Source organism: Mucilaginibacter sp. Mucisp73, from assembly GCF_059491465.1.
On the sequence record NZ_CP168507.1, the window covers coordinates 2,512,178 to 2,528,732 of the forward strand.

General features: G+C 42.8%; 8 protein-coding genes. 6 read left to right on the forward strand and 2 right to left on the reverse strand.

From position 1 onward, the window contains the following. Nucleotide 1 precedes the first annotated feature (1 nt). Genes ACEN82_RS10605 through ACEN82_RS10625 form a run of 5 tightly spaced genes read left to right on the forward strand, consistent with a single transcriptional unit; the run spans nucleotide 2 to nucleotide 10,141 of the window. Complete coding sequence (locus ACEN82_RS10605; protein WP_413319830.1) at nucleotides 2-2,080, forward strand: glucosidase family protein; 2,079 nt, start codon at nucleotides 2-4, stop codon at nucleotides 2,078-2,080. Between the two features lie 30 nt (nucleotides 2,081-2,110). After that, nucleotides 2,111-2,950, forward strand: a complete 840-nt coding sequence (locus ACEN82_RS10610) for an SMP-30/gluconolactonase/LRE family protein (RefSeq protein WP_413319832.1) — start codon at nucleotides 2,111-2,113, stop codon at nucleotides 2,948-2,950. Nucleotide 2,951: 1 nt separating this feature from the next. Further along, nucleotides 2,952-5,417, forward strand: a complete 2,466-nt coding sequence (locus ACEN82_RS10615; protein ID WP_413319834.1) for a glycoside hydrolase family 2 protein — start codon at nucleotides 2,952-2,954, stop codon at nucleotides 5,415-5,417. 1 nt (nucleotide 5,418) lies between these two features. Further along, nucleotides 5,419-7,989, forward strand: coding sequence for a glycoside hydrolase family 95 protein (locus ACEN82_RS10620; RefSeq protein WP_413319836.1), 2,571 nt, complete (start codon nucleotides 5,419-5,421; stop codon nucleotides 7,987-7,989). A 4-nt stretch (nucleotides 7,990-7,993) separates the two neighbouring features. Then, nucleotides 7,994-10,141: a glycoside hydrolase family 31 protein gene (locus ACEN82_RS10625; RefSeq protein WP_413319838.1), complete on the forward strand. Its 2,148-nt coding sequence runs from the start codon at nucleotides 7,994-7,996 to the stop codon at nucleotides 10,139-10,141. 337 nt (nucleotides 10,142-10,478) lie between these two features. Here ACEN82_RS10625 and ACEN82_RS10630 read toward each other — a convergent pair whose 3' ends face one another. After that, nucleotides 10,479-12,809, reverse strand: a complete 2,331-nt coding sequence (locus ACEN82_RS10630; RefSeq protein WP_413319840.1) for a tetratricopeptide repeat-containing sensor histidine kinase — start codon at nucleotides 12,807-12,809, stop codon at nucleotides 10,479-10,481. A 310-nt stretch (nucleotides 12,810-13,119) separates the two neighbouring features. Beyond that, on the reverse strand, nucleotides 13,120-15,042 hold the full coding sequence (locus ACEN82_RS10635) for a sigma 54-interacting transcriptional regulator (protein WP_413319842.1): 1,923 nt from the start codon (nucleotides 15,040-15,042) through the stop codon (nucleotides 13,120-13,122). Between the two features lie 401 nt (nucleotides 15,043-15,443). Here ACEN82_RS10635 and ACEN82_RS10640 point away from each other — a divergent pair, with 401 nt between their 5' ends. Next, on the forward strand, nucleotides 15,444-16,550 hold the full coding sequence (locus ACEN82_RS10640) for a sigma-54 interaction domain-containing protein (protein WP_413319844.1): 1,107 nt from the start codon (nucleotides 15,444-15,446) through the stop codon (nucleotides 16,548-16,550). Nucleotides 16,551-16,555: the final 5 nt, after the last annotated feature.

Below are 16,555 nucleotides of genomic sequence, written 5' to 3' on the forward strand. Positions count from 1 at the left end.
AATGAGCCATCAAATACAGCATATGAAGATCCATCCACAGAAAATATTTTTAGTTGTCCTTACTTTTATTTTTTCGCATATGGTTTATGCCCAGCAGGTTGTGTCGCCCGTGCAAACAGATAGATGGGCGATTCAGCCTGACGGAAGCATTAAATGGACTATTAATGGCCGGTTGCCCCACACCGATCATATCGAAATGTCGGGCGAGAAAGTATCTGTATGGGTACAGTATGGCTTAGATAGCGCTGGTAACTCGTCTATTTCAAGAACCGTTGTTTTTCCTACTTTCAGGATGTTGCCCGATGGCACGCGGACCCACATCGATTATTCATTTGTTGACGGCGAATTGCCGCGTTTTTTTGTCAACAACCATAAGCTAAAGACAGACCTGGCCAACGGTAAAAAGTCAGGCGATCTTTCCTACAATATCACCAGTATCAGCCATAAAGGGATCATGAGAATAGCTGCTACGGCAGGTAATCCGGCGCTGGTAAAAATCGACCGGACTATTTTTCCATCGGTAGATAAGCCACTGGTAATTGAAAAGTTTGTGTTTACCAATATTACCGATAAACCGGTTACTGTGGCTATGGAATACCTGCGACGTGAGGTTAGGACAGATAGTGCCAAAAGTAAGGTAAGGCCCCATTCGGTGATCATGGGTACTGTCGATCCCGGGAGCAGGGTAGTTCAACCCGGAGCAAAAACCACCTTTTCGGTTTATTATCTGGCTACAGATTTTCCAGCCCAGCCCATTAAAATTGATGCCGACGTTGAAGAAAAGGCTCGTGAAAACCGTATAAATGCAATTTTATCGCCCCTGCAATTAAAAACGCCCGATACCTTATTGAATACCGCGTTTGCCTTTGCAAAAATTAGGGGGACCGAGAGTATTTATAAAACCAAAGTTGGCTACCTACACGGCCCCGGCGGACTTGCATATTATGCTGCTATCTGGGCTAACGATCAGGCCGAATATATCAGCCCATTTTTCGCTTTTTCGGGGGATAGCATCGGTAACCTGTCGGCCATGAACTGTTACCGGTTGTTTGCAAAGTATATGAACCCGGAATACAAACCAATTCCAAGTTCGATAGTGGCCGAGGGTGATGCAGTGTGGAAAGGGGCCGGCGACAGGGGAGACCAGGCTATGATTGCCTATGGTGCGTCGAGGTATGCATTAGCGTATGGTAAACCCGATTCGGCCAAAAAACTGTGGCCGCTCATTACCTGGTGTCTTGAATATAGTCACCGGAAACTGAATGATCAGGGGGTAGTTACCTCAGATCATGATGAACTGGAGGGGCGCTTTCCATCAGGCAAAGCCAACCTTTCAACCAACAGTCTTTATTATGATGCCCTGATCTCCGCCGCATATCTTGGCAAACAATTGCATCAGCCCAAAACACAAACAGACGAATATTTAAAGCAGGCCGCGGCGCTTAAAATCAATATCGAAAAATACTTTGGGGCAACTCTTGAGGGTTTTGAAACCTATAAATACTATGAAACTAATGATGTATTGCGTGCCTGGATTTGCCTGCCGCTTACCATGGGTATTTTAGACAGGAGCGAAGGAACAATCAATGCCCTGTTTTCGCCAAGCTTATGGACTGCTGATGGATTAGCAACACAGGCGGGCAAAGAAACATTTTGGGACCGTTCAACCCTGTATGCGCTTCGCGGCGTATTGCAGGCGGGTAAAACTGAAAAAGCAATGGATTATCTGCGCTATTATTCGCGAAGGAGGCTGTTAGGGGAGCACGTGCCTTATCCGGTGGAAGCTTATCCCGAAGGTAACCAAAGACATTTGTCGGCCGAAAGCGGGCTTTACTGCCGGATTTTTACCGAAGGCTTATTCGACATCAGGCCAACAGGTTTCAGCAATTTTGATTGTACTCCCCGTTTACCAAACGGATGGAATGAGATGGCCCTGAATAATATTCATGCATTCGGCCATGTTTTTAACCTTCAGGTTTCACGGCTAAACAAAGGGAAACTGCTTATCTCCATTACTGAGGGTAGTAAAGTAATTAAATACAGAATAACTGACGGTGGTACACAGGCTGTTGTGTTATAAACTGTATCTTGATATATAAAACAAACCGCTATGAAAAAGATATTAAAATCAACATTGCCTGCTTTAATGGCATTTATAGTACAGGGCGCTTTTGCACAAACACACCAATTGGAAAAGCTTTGGGAAACTGATACAGTAGTACGGATCCCCGAATCGGTTTTACCGGATTTTAAAAAGAAAATCTTATATGTATCAGAAATTGAAGGAAATCCCAGCGCAGTTGATGGTAAAGGTGGGGTTGCAAAGATCGGACTGGATGGAAAGATTATCGACCTGAACTTTACAACCGGATTAAATTCACCTAAAGGCCTGGGGCGGGTTGAGGATCAATTGTATGCAGCCGATTTGTCGGAAGTGGTAGTCATTGATATTAAAACAGGCAAAGTGATCAATAAGATCCCGGTTGACAGCGCAAAAATGCTAAATGACATTACCGTAGATAGCAAAGGGATAGTTTACGTTTCAGACAGTAAAACCAAAAAGATCCACCGGATTGAAAAGGGCCAGGTAACAACTTTTTTAACCAACGTAAATGGTGTAAACGGGCTTAAAGCAATTGGTAATGATCTTTATATCCTTGGCGGGCCGAAGTTTATGAAGGCGGATATCAAGGGTAATTTAACACAAATTACCACGCTAAGCTGTGGAGGTGATGGTTTAGAGCCGGTAGGTAGTGGAGACTTTTTGATTACCTGCTGGTCGGGGCACATATTTTACGTAACAGCCGATGGTAAAATAGAAACCCTGCTTGATTCGGAGGCACAAAAGATGAATACGGCCGATTTAGGTTACGACACCATTAATCACATTTTGTATGTGCCAACGTTTTTTGGAAAAAAGGTAGTAGCTTATAAATTAACTACTCATTAATATGCAGTTGAAAAATCTGGGACTGTATTTAATATTGATATTTGTTTTGAGTACTAAGTCTTTATTCGCGCAGCAAAGTACCCGTTTAGATACGGGCTGGCAGTTTATAAGACAAGATTTAGGTGGGATTTGGGAAGCCATTCGTCCGGAAGATAAAAGCATCCCGCATGATGTTCCGCACTGGCAGCAGGTAACGCTTCCACATTGCTTTAATGCCCGTGACGCTGTGGATCCTGATATGAACTACTACCAGGGGCCGGGGTGGTATCGAACGCAGTTAAGCATTAATAACCCGTATAAAAGAGGCCGTGTATTATTGCATTTTGAAGGTGCCGGACAAAAAACCGATGTTTATGTATACAATACCAAAGTAGGTTCGCATCTGGGCGGTTACGATGAGTGGACGGTAGATATCACAAAGGCTGTTGATGACTTTAAGAAAACAGAGATCTGTCAAACTCAATTTAGAGGAAATATCCCTGTCGAAATAAGGTGTGATAACTCGCGCGACCTTGAAAGTATTCCGTCACGTTTATCGGACTTTACAGTGTATGGCGGACTTTACCGGTATCTCATTTTAGTATACGTACCTGTTGTTTCGTTGGATAAGGTTTTTGCCAAGGCAGAGGTTGATAAAGATGGTAAGCAAGGGAAGTTAAATATTGGTCTTCGTGTCTATGATCCTGAAAAAATAAATGCAGTTGAGGGTGATATTAAGATCATTGATCCGCAGGGTAAAATTATCCAGCAATCAAAATATAATTTATCTTCTACTGCGGGAGAAATACCGGTTGGTTCATTTACGGTTAAAAAGCCGCAATTATGGTCGCCAGATCATCCGGTGTTATATACTGTTGAGGTTAGCGTACGTGCCAATGGCAGTACTTTTACCCAAAGGGAAAAGATAGGGTTCCGGAATTTTGAATTTGTGGATCATGGGCCTTTCATGCTTAACGGTAAACGCCTATTGTTAAGGGGTACCCATCGTCATGAAGACGAGGCAGGTGTTGCAGCTGCCATGACCGAAGGTATGATCAGGCAGGAAATGCAGCTCATGAAAGATATGGGCATAAACTTTATTCGCCTGGGCCATTACCAGCAATCGCGGATTGCACTCAATCTGTGCGATAGCCTGGGTATTTTGGCCTGGGAAGAGGAGCCCTGGTGCCGAGGCGGTTTGGGTGGCGAGATTTATAAAAATCAGGCCAGGCAAATGCTTACCAATATGATTGAGCAGCATTACAATCACCCGGCGATAATTTTATGGGGACTTGGGAACGAGAACGATTGGGAAGGAGACTTCCCGGAATTTGATAAGGCGAAGATCAGGGCTTTTATGAGCGAGCAAAATGACCTTGCCCACCGGCTCGATCCATTCCGCAAAACCACCATTCGCCGCTGTGATTTTTGCAAAGATATTGTCGATGTGTATTCGCCATCTATATGGGCAGGCTGGTACCGTGGCACTTATAACGAGTACAAGCAAACCACTCTTGATGAGTTTAATAAAGTAAAACATTTTTTTCATGCAGAGTGGGGTGGGGATAGCCATGCCTTGCGTCATTCCGAAGATCCTGATAAAGCCTTTGTGAATATTAAAACGGGCGGCGGTGCTGATGAACGTGCGGGTGACGCGTCGCTCTCCGGCGGAGATGCAAGGGTTTCAAAGGATGGCGACTGGAGCGAAAGCTATATCTGCAATCTTTTCGACTGGCATTTAAAAGAGCAGGAAACTATGCCCTGGCTAACGGGATCGGCCTTTTGGGTATTTAAAGATTTTTCGACACCCTTACGACCGGACAATCCAATCCCCTATATGAACCAAAAGGGCGTTCTGGAACGAGACATGACCAAAAAGGAATCATACTACGTTTTTCAATCGTATTGGACAACCAAACCTATGGCGCATATCTACGGGCATACCTGGCCTGTGCGATGGGGAACTGACGGAGAGCAGAAGATAATTAAAGTTTATTCCAACTGTGAAACCGCAGAGCTTTTTCTGAATGGCAAAAGTTACGGTGTGAAAAAACGAAACAGCCAGGATTTTCCGGCGGCCGGTCTGCGCTGGGTGGTGACATTTAACAAAGGCAGTAACAATATCCGCGTAGTGGCTCATAAAGGCAAAACTACCGTAACCGATGAGATTAACCAGGTTTATCAAACCGATAAATGGGACAAACCGGCCAAATTGATAGTTGAGAAAATAGCCGATGAAAATGGTTTTGCCACAGTACAGGTTAAGGTTTTAGATAAAAATGGCATTCAATGCCTGGATGCTATAAACTGGATCAGCTTTTCGCTCAGCGGAGATGGCATCCTGCTGGATGATTTAGGCACCTCAGGCGGATCGAGAAAAGTGCAGGCTTATAATGGTCGCGCTACTATAAAAGTACAAACCCAAAACGGTAAAAGTGTAGTAGGCGTGCAATCGCCGGGATTACAAACTGTATTTATAAATCTTTAATATGCATCAGCTTAAAAAGTATTTAGTTTTTGTGGGTTTGATAAGTGCCAAACTTGCTGTTGCGCAAACCAAAAGTAATAATGCGGCTTTAAAGCTTTGGTATACAAAACCCGCGGTTGCCTGGGAAGAGGCGCTGCCCCTGGGTAATGCTACTACCGGAGCTATGGTGTTTGGCGGTGTTAATCATGAACGTTTTCAGTTGAATGATCATAATCTTTGGTCCGGTTATCCTGAACCGGGAAACAATCCGCAGGGACCTGCCCACCTGCCCGAAGTGCGCGCCGCTGTTTTTGACGGGGATTTTGACAAAGCAGCAGCAATATGGAAAAAATATCTGCAGGGACCTTACACTGCCCGCTATCTTCCTTTAGGCGATTTGCTGCTTGATTTTAACCTGACTGACAGCATCTGTACTAATTATCGCCGTGAGCTGGATTTAAATAATGCCGTATCTACGGTGAGGTATAAGGTTAATGGAGTTAATTTTTCGCGAGAAACCTTCATAAGTTACCCCGACAAGGTGATAGTGGTGCGCATTATTGCCGATAAAAAAGGCGCTGTAAATTTCACCGCCAATCTGCAAAGTAAATTACACTTTACTGTTACGGCTTCTGGTACTAATAAATTGATTTTGAATGGGAAAGCGCCAACTTATGTTGCAAACCGCGATTATGAACCCCGGCAGGTAATTTATGACGAGCCCAAAGGCGAAGGCATGAATTTTCGCATCAACCTGAAGATAAAGAACTACGGTGGTAAAGTAAGCGCTGTTAATAATGCGCTGCAGGTTAGCGGCGCAAATGAGGTTATCCTATACCTGACCGAAGCTACCAGTTTTAATGGTTTTAACAAGTCGCCTGGGTTACAGGGTGCAAACCCTGCTATTGAGGCCGACAGAAACCTCCTGGCTGCAGAGCAAAAAACATATGACTTGCTTAAGCAAAGGCATATTGCCGACTATCAGCATTTGTTTAAACGCGTAGATTTTAATTTGGGCGCTGATGCCGAAATGATAAAACAGCCTACAGATGAACGGCTTAAAAACTTTAATGTGGCGAAGCCCGATAAACAGCTGCAAACCCTGTATTATCAGTTTGGGCGTTACCTGCTTATTGCCAGTTCACGACCGGGAAGTGCTCCCGCCAATTTACAGGGAATCTGGAATGACCAGGTAATACCACCCTGGGGCAGTAATTATACCACCAATATTAATACCGAAATGAATTACTGGCTGGCCGAGAATACCAATCTCTCTGAGTGCCATCAGCCATTGTTCGATTTTTTGAAAGAGCTTGCGGTAAATGGTAAAGTCACTGCTAAAGTAAATTATAATATCAATGAGGGCTGGGTTGAGCATCATAATACCGATATTTGGGCTAAAACCTCAACTGTTGGTAATTATGATCAGGATCCTAAAAGTTCTGTAAGGTGGTCGGCCTGGCCAATGGGCGGTGCCTGGATGAGCCTTCATTTGTATGATCATTACCTTTTTACCGGTGATAAGGCTTTTTTAAGCAAAACTGCTTACCCTGTTATGAAAGGTGCTGCACAATTTATGCTGCACTGGCTAATTACTGATACCAACACTGGCTATCTGGTAACAAACCCTTCAACATCACCCGAAAACACAGTTAAGATCAATGGTAAAGAATATCTGGTAAGCATGGCCTCTACCATGGATATGTCAATCATCCGCGAATTGTTTCAGGATTGTATCAGCAGTGCAGACATTCTGGGTATTGACAAAGCGTTTGCCTCCGAGGTAAAGGGGGCGTCCAGTAAACTTTATCCGTTTCACGTTGGTCGGCATGGGCAATTGCAGGAATGGTTTAAAGACTGGGATGATACAGCTGATACCCACCGGCATATTTCACACTTGTTCAGCTTGTTTCCGGGACGACAGATCTCTGTATTTAATACACCAGAGTTAGCGGCGGCGGCAAAGCAATCCATGATTTACCGGGGCGATGTAAGTACCGGCTGGTCAATGGCCTGGAAGATGAACTGGTGGGCCCGGATGCATGATGGCAACCATGCCTATAAAATATTAACTGCCGCATTTAATTATATGGACCCATTGCAGAAAAAAGAGCAAATGAGCGGGGGCGGCACCTATCCGAATTTGTTTGATGCGCATCCGCCTTTCCAGATTGATGGAAATTTTGGAGGAACAGCCGGCATGACCGAAATGCTTCTGCAAAGCCAGGATGGTGAAATTGAATTGTTACCAGCCCTGCCCGATGCCTGGGCCGATGGCAGCGTCAAAGGCATCAAAGCTCGCGGAAATTTTGAGGTGACTATCGACTGGAAAAAGGGGAAACTGAGCAAAGCAACCATTAAATCAAACATGGGAGGCATTTGCAGGCTGCGTACACCTATTCCCGTGAAAATTGTGGAGACAGGCAGTAAGACTGCTGTTGGTATAAATAGTAATATACTAAATACTCCGCCAACGATGCCGGTTTATCAAAAAGTGGATGATACTCAACTTCCTGACATTACATTTAATAAAGGCTACTTAATTGATTTTGCCACTGAAAAAGGCAAAACCTACACTGTTATTCCCCGGTAATACCATGAAAAATTTAAAATACCATTTGCTGTTTGTTTTGTTTTTAAGTTTTGCTGCATCACTCCATGCGCAATCAATAAGCTGGACGGAGATAGAACCAGGCATCTGGAAAGGTGTCATCGGCAAGCCCGAGGAGTTTGACCTGTTGAAGGCCTCAGGTGCACAAGCTTATCATGCCGGTTTGCAGAAAATGCCTGCTGCCGGTTTTCCCCTGGCACAGGAGGAAATTACCGGCAAGGTACAGGATGGTAAAACCTATCTCCGCTTTCCTCTCGAAAAAAAGGAACAGTTGTTTGGGTTCGGCTTAAATTTTCAAACCGTATTTCAGAGGGGAAAGGTGCTTAACCTTCATGTTGATAATTACGCTGGTAAAGATAATGGCCGCACGCATGCGCCGACACCATTTTATGTATCATCAAAGGGATATGGCGTGTTTATTAATTCGGCAAGATATATCAACGTATATGCCGGTACGGCGGTAAGCCGGGACAGTAAAGTTCCGCCAGATGTAAAAGATCGAAATCTTGATAAAACATGGAACTCGCATCCATATTCGGATGCGGTAGAAATGTTAGTGCCAGCCGCCGGTACCGAAATTTATGTATTTGCAGGGCCTACCATGCTGGATGCTGTAAGGCGATATAATTTATTAAATGGCGGTGGCTGCTTGCCGCCTCGCTGGGGGCTTGGTTTTACCCAGCGTATGCAACGCTTAACCGATGCACAGGGTGTTGAGGATGAAGCAAAGGCGTTTGAAGAAAAAGGCTATCCGCTTGATTTTATCGGTCTTGAACCCGGCTGGCAAAGTAAATCGTACCCCTGCACTTTTGAATGGGATCAAAGCCGGTTTCCTGATCCAAAAGCTTTGGTGCAAAATATGCTGAAAAAGAATATCAAGCTAAATTTATGGACTAATCCTTACGTATCTCCGCAGGCACCCCTTTACAAAAGTATTTTACCCTATAGTGGTTCACATACCGTTTGGAATGGCATTGTACCAGACATCAGTATGCCCGAAGCGCGTAAAATCTTTTTCGGCGAGTTGGAAAAAGGAAAGATAGATATTGGTATCAGCGGGTACAAAATGGACGAGGTTGATGGGGGCGACAATTACTTATGGCCTGATGTAGCTGTTTTTCCATCCGGTCATGCTGCCGAGCAAATGCGCCAGACCTATGGACTAATGATGCAGCGTTATACCAACGAAATCTATCATCAGCGCAACCAGCGTACTTTTGGCCTGGTGCGTGCATCAAACGGTGGAGGAGCGTCATTTCCTTACGTAATCTATAATGATTACTATGATCACCGCGATTTTATCACAGCGCTGGTAAACAGCGGTTTTGCCGGTGTATTATGGACGCCAGAAGTACGATCATCCAAAACAGGAGAGGAGTGGCTGCGCAGGTTCCAATCAAACGTGTTTTCGCCGATGGCCATGATCAATGCATGGGCAAGTGGTACTAAACCGTGGTCGTTTCCTGAAGTTGCCGAACAGGTAAAAACAATGGCTAACCTGCGGATGCAAATGATGCCATACTGGTACAGCGAATTTGCTAAATATCATTTTGAAGGGATCCCGCCTTTCAGAGCTATGTATATGGCAGACGGCTTTGGAGTTTCAGAGGTCAAAACTGAAAAGGAACAGTTAAACCTGGAAGAGAACCCATATGAAGAAGCCATAACCAAAGAAGTTAAAGATCAGTATATGGCCGGCGAATATTTATTGGTAGCGCCCGTATTTGCGGGTGAAACCAGCCGAAAGGTAATACTACCCAAAGGCAAATGGTATGACTTTTATACCGGGAAATATGCGGGCGGAGGTGAAGTGATTAGCGTTGAGCCGGGCCTGGATAAAATTCCCGTGTATGTTAAGGATGGTGGAATTATACCTATGATGCCTGCAATGCTGCATGCGCCAAAAGCAGGACAGAAGGTAGATTTCGAGATCAGGTATTATGGCAACAAGCCCGGTGTTTATTCATTATATGATGATGACGGTGAAACATTTGATTACGAAAAAGGCAACTATTCATTCCGCAAGATTACTGCCATTAAAAAGAATGGGAAATTAATTGGTTCTATCTCTCCCGCCCTAAAAGGTAAACCTGATAATATTGAAAAAATAACCTTTAAATCCATGACCGATTAATAAGTTATTAAAGTGGTAAATAATTTGAGCGCTTTTGAAAGATTTATGAATGTCTGTAACCCCAAACTATTAAAAACCGCGTATTATCAAAGGTTTATCCCTTCTACAGATGAAGATAAGTACAACTTTTAGAAAAGATGGATTCGAACCCTCGAGTCCCGCACTTTAATTGTAAATCCTTAATTATCAACATTTTAAATATTTATAATTGCATAAAAAAACCGAACTTTAGGTTCGGTTTCTTCAAGTGGAGCCGGAGGGATCTCAATCGAACCCCTTATCCCACTATTAACGCTTTTAGATGAAATGAATTTGCTTTAGAAATTTGATCGACTAATTAGGAAGACAGTCTCCTTATTTGTCTTTCAACTTTAAAAATTACAAGCACGTTTACCCCTGGCCCATTTTTAATCTCAAAGGTTCCGCCCAGTTGTTTGCTAAGTGCTTTCATCATCTCCATTCCCAAGGACGATGTTTCTGTCAAGTCAAAATTTGTAGGAAGCCCTTTACCGTTGTCGCTAATAAGCAAGGTAATGGTTTCCGGTGCTGACAGTTTCGCATTAATAAGTATTTCGCCTCCGGTTTTATCAAATGCATATTTAATGCAGTTGGTGATAGCTTCGTTCAATATCAGGCCCATAGGTACGGCCTGCGATATATCAAGGTTCACCTGATCAAGGTTTTCCTGAAACCTGATTTTGCGATTTCCACAATCATAGCAGGTGTAGAGATATCTTACCAAATCGGTAATATAATCGGCCATTACAATAGTTGCCACATTACTTTTACTATAAAGCTTTTGATGGATGATAGAAATAGCCTGCACCCGGTTTTGGCTATCCCTTATGGCATCCCGGGCATCGGTATTCTGCAGATATGCAGATTGGGTGTATAACAAACTCATTACTATTTGAAGGTTGTTTTTAACCCGATGATGAACCTCGCGGAGCAACCATTCTTTTTCAGTAAGCAAATCCTGTTGACGCTCTAATAAATTGTCTTTATCCTGAAGCAGTTTTTCTTTTTCGTTCAGAAGGAAAGAGAGCGAAGTGTTTTGGATATTGATCTCTTCTTGTTTGTTTTTTAGCTTAAAGTTGCTTCGCTGCTTGCTTCGGTAAGCGAAGTATAATATTCCGGCCAATAAAAAGCCTACCAATACACCCGCTAAAGTGATATTTCGCTGTTGGTGAATTTTTTCAAGGTTGTTTTTTTGAATTGCTGACTGGTTGTTGAGTTCCTGGATCTTTTTATCCTTTTGTACTGATAAATATTTCGTTTCAAGCTCACTGATTTGCTTGCTCGTTGCAATATTGGTAAGGGAGTCTTTTATAATTTTGATCCGCTGAAAGCCCTTTAGCGCTGCAAGAAATTCGCCTTTAGCCGAATCGACCTTGAACCGGTGCTGATAAATCGTCATTTTTGAAAGTACCGACATTTTATCGGTAGGCAGCGCTTCCAGTATCTTCAGTTCATCTGCAAGCTTTGTCCATTGTTTGGTTAACAGGTAATGTTTTGGTAGCGGATCATAAGTAGCAATAAAATTATCCATGGCATTATAGTTTTTCTTGCTCTCATCGGGTATCCCGTCACGAACCAATAAAAAGGTTTTTTTAAATCGTGGGATCATTTTTTCGGCCCTTGCGTTATTCTTCATGTGATTGTACAGCTTCATCTCGGCCGAAAGAAACATGCTTTCTTCAATCACTGTTTTTTTTGGGAATTTTTGATATGTTTTTTTGAGATAGGCAATGGCCGTTGGGTATTTTTTTAAATTGATATAACAGGTAAGTATTTCATGAACACCAAGATTATACATCTCATAATCATTTAATTTACCGGCGATGTCTACACATTTTTGATGATAAACGAGGGCCTGTTCAAACTGACGTTTATTATAGTAGGCCACTCCTAATGTAAAATAATAATATTGGCCCCAGTAGGTATCGTGTTTAGGGTTGGCATCATAGGCGTTTACGCAGTTTATGCGGGCAAGCAATTCCTTCGGCATTTCGCCTTTTCTGTAATAGGTATCGGCAAGGTTGTAATATGCTTCGGCAATTCGGCTACTTTTAAGTAGTTCAAATTGCCGAATTACCAAAATATAGTTTTGCTCGGCCTTATCAAATTGATTAGCGTTTTGATAAGTCAACGCAATATCAAACTGTTCATTAGCAGCTTGAAGCTTGAAACCGTTCTTCAAATAGATTTCGTAAGCCTTATTATGGATTTTTAGTTTATTATCAGTTTTAGCCTTATCTGACGCAGGCATGTGGTTTGCATAATAACGCCATACATTAGCTTCTTTTAATGGTTGACGATGTGCTTGATAATGGTTAGCAGCTTCTGTAAAAATTTGATTTGCCAGGCTCAAATTGTTCTGTTCTATAGCGAGTTCTCCTTTAATAAAAACCACGCTATCCAGGTGCGCTGTGGCATGGATAGTTTTACTAAGCATTTCGGCCTGGGTTATATAATATACGGCGCTGTCCATGTCTGTATGCGGTCTGCCTGGTTTGTACAAATAATGCCGGGCTAATTGAAGCTGCATGTTGATACGGTTGGTGTCCTTCCTCGTTTTATTAAGCTTTTCGAGCAGTTTTACTACATTTTGGGCACCGGCGACGAAGGCGTAGCTTATCAAAAAAATGCAAATGGCAAGCCTTTTCATCGTCGTGATATGTGGTTTAACTAAAGTTTTTTTGAGTTATAGCTATTCAAAAGGGTGTTAATACCGGTGCGGATCAGTTAATTATAGTTTCAGTTTCTGGCATCTCATCTCTTAAGATGAAATACAGGAAACGAAAGATTGTGCCATCTGTCTAAGGTTTTGAAAATCAATTGTTTGTATTTTGTTTGGGATGCAAAGCAGGCGATATATCGGACGGGACTTAGAGCACCGTCCGATATGTAGTCGGTATAGATATCCGGATTATTGTAGATTGTAATAACTCCGGTGATATAATGAAAAAGGAGTTGGGCTACTTAATACCCAGTCGTTTCATTTTTGAATGAAGAGTAGTAGGAGGTAGCCCCATTACAGCTGCGGCACCGCCAGCACCCCTTATTCGGCCGTTGCAATTTTTTAGCACGGTTATGATATAGTCCCTTTCATTTTCATCGATAGTTTTCATTCTTGTGTTTGCCTGGGGTTCAAGGCTTGTTTTATTACTTGGCTGCTTGGGCAATAAAACCTGTTCTATAATTGAGGTTTTTGACAATAGTATAGTTCTTTCAATAAAATGCTCCAGTTCCCTCACATTCCCAGGCCATGCGTAATCAAGCATTTGGGCCATCACTTCGGGAGAGATCCCGTTAATTTGTCTTTTATATTTTTTTGAAAAGTGCGAGATGAAATGATCAGTGAGCGCAGGTATATCGTCAACTCTTTCCCTTAAAGAAGGGATAATGATAGGGAATACAAAGAGGCGATAATATAGGTCGAGCCTAAAGCGTCCTTCTTCCATTTCTTTTTCCAGATCGCGGTTAGTAGCAGCTATGATCCTGACATCAATTTTTATAGGCCCCTTGCCGCCAAGACGTTCAATTTCCTGTTCCTGCAATACACGAAGCAGCTTTACTTGTAGGTCTATCGGTAGTTCGCCTATCTCATCCAGGAAAATTGTGCCGCCGTTGGCCATTTCAAATTTACCGGTCCGTTTTTCAAGAGCACCGGTAAAGGCACCCTTTTCATGCCCAAAAAGCTCGCTTTCGATAAGGTTAGCCGGAAGGGAGGCGCAATTAACAACTACCAGTGGCTTACCCGATCTGCCCGATAGCGAATGGATGCTTTTAGCTACTCTTTCCTTACCGGTGCCGCTTTCACCAAGAATAAGTACTGACGTATCAAGTGGCGAAATAGTATTGATATGATCAAGTACAGTTAGCATAGGGCGGCTTTGCCCTACAATGCCGTCAAAATCGCGGGTACGCTCTTTAAACGATACTGGTTCGGCGGAGGGAACTGAAGGCTGTTGATCTGCAGTGATCTTTTGCCTGTCATTTTCAAGCACGCTACCCAAAACGTTAATCAAACGGCTTAATAATGCAATATGCTGTTGGCCATAGGTATTGCTTCTTCGGCAGTAAAACTCGTATCTTATTAAGGTTGAGTTGTCTTGCAAAATTGGAAAAAACAACGCTGATTCGAAGTCATAGGTATCGGCGATTAGTTTGCTCAAGGGATTTTGATTGCAAAGGTGATCAACTTCCTCATCGTTAAAGTATTTTGCCCTGTTTACCGCAGGTAACGAGGTATAGATGTTATTCAGCGTGGCATGATCTGTGCCGGTTACATTCACCAACTCTTGTTCTCCAAGCATCTGGTATTCATCAAAGCCTATCCTTAAAAAACCAACGCTGGTGATGCTTGGGGTATTTACGTTTTTGAGTATGAAATTAAGGTAATCAAACGGCACATATGCCTGCAGCTTATCGGCAAGCCGCAATAGTTTTTGCACCTTATCGCCGTCATAGTTACGGATATCTTTCAGCTTTTGGTTCAGTTCCATCTCTTGCTGCCTGCTTGATTCAATACTGTTTTGATGCCGGTAAAAAGCAACATCAAGCGTAGTGAGCAAATCGTCCTCGCGGAATGGCTTAACTATAAAACCGAATGGCATTGTTGATTTGGCTTCTTCCAATAAGGTGCCTTGAAAGTTTGCTGTGAGGTATACAAAAGCCATATTCCGTTCAGTAAGTTTCCTGGCGAGATCAATGCCATTCAATGCACCTTTAAGGTGAATGTCAAGCAATACCAGATCGGGCTTTTGTTCGTCGATAGAAGATAATGCCTCATTAACTGACTCTGATATGCCTGTAACTTTATATCCGGCCGATGTCAAGATCAGTTTTAAATGATGTCCTACAAGAGATTCGTCTTCTACTATCAGTATTTTCTTCATCAATATATTATGCAAAAATAAAGCTATTTCAGAACGCCATTCTCCTTAACGAAACTCGTTCAACCAGGAAAATTTAGTTAAATAGTGTTTTGGTAATGAAATATCCGATCCAATATGTGTGCCGCACGCAAAATAACCTTACACAATTTCCACCTATTTTAATAATCTGCCAAATGTATTCTGAAAACTAAGGTAATTCAGAATCTATGGCGAATTTTATAAGCAGTTGCTATTAGTAAGCTCCCAATACTCACGATATAAACCGACGAAATAAAATTCTTAAAAAACAAAAGCGTCGAAATATCGTCGGCTAAGTGGCTAAAATGTTCTTTTTTTTATTGTTACAGCAGTGGCATAAAATTCGAAGCGGTTGTAATGAAATTTCCTTAAACAAAATTGAAATGATCACTGAAAGAATAACATCCAACCCGGAAGTCGAAATGCAGAACCTGAATTTACATTTTGACTTGCCTCAAGGAATACTGATTGGTTCGGCCGCAAATACGGGTACAAATCGCCTGGCGCGGAGCTCCGTTTTTAGCAGTCAATATCCCGGCATTATTGGTGACTGTACCGAGATGCAAAAAGTGTATCGGCTGATGAATATGGTTTCGCCAAGCAATTCAACAGTTTTGCTGCTCGGCGAAACCGGTACGGGAAAGGAAGTTATTGCAAGGGGTATTCACCAAGCGTCATCCCGAAAAAATAAGCCAATGGTAACCGTAAACTGCGCGGCGCTACCGGCAAATCTGGTAGAGAGTGAACTTTTTGGGCACGAGAGAGGATCTTTTACAGGAGCCATGGACCGTAGAATTGGTAAGTTTGAGCTGGCACACCAGGGTACTATTTTCCTCGACGAGATTGGCGAGCTTCCGCTTGAGTTACAAGTAAAGTTACTGCGTGCCATTCAGGAGCGAGAGTTTGAACGGGTTGGAGGAAAAACAACCATAAAGGTTGATGTACGGATCATTGCTGCCACCAATCGCGATCTGGAGATGGAGGTTGACTCCCATCGTTTCAGGGCCGATCTGTACTATCGCCTTAATGTTTTTCCGATATGCTTGCCGCCTTTAAGAGAGAGACAGGATGACATTGCCGAACTGGCAAACTTTTTCCGGCTCCGTTATTGCAAATTAACCGGTAAAAAAATCAGTTTCATATCTAATAAAGTACTGCAGCAACTCAAAAGCTATTCATGGCCCGGAAATGTGAGGCAACTGGAACACCTGATTGAAAGAAGTATCCTGCTATCTGACGATAATGTATTACGAGAGGTTTGCTTGCCGAATGACACAAATAAAAATATTAGTGATCAGGACATTTTCAAAAACAAAACACTTATTGATGTTGAGAGGTGCCATATTATTGCGGTATTGAAAAAATGCAGCGGTAAAATTGCCGGCGAAGGTGGCGCAGCCGAATGGCTGGATATACCGTCAACTACGCTGCATGCAAAAATGAAAAAGCTCAATATTGTTAAGCAGGATTATTTTCCGCAAAAAGCATAAACATA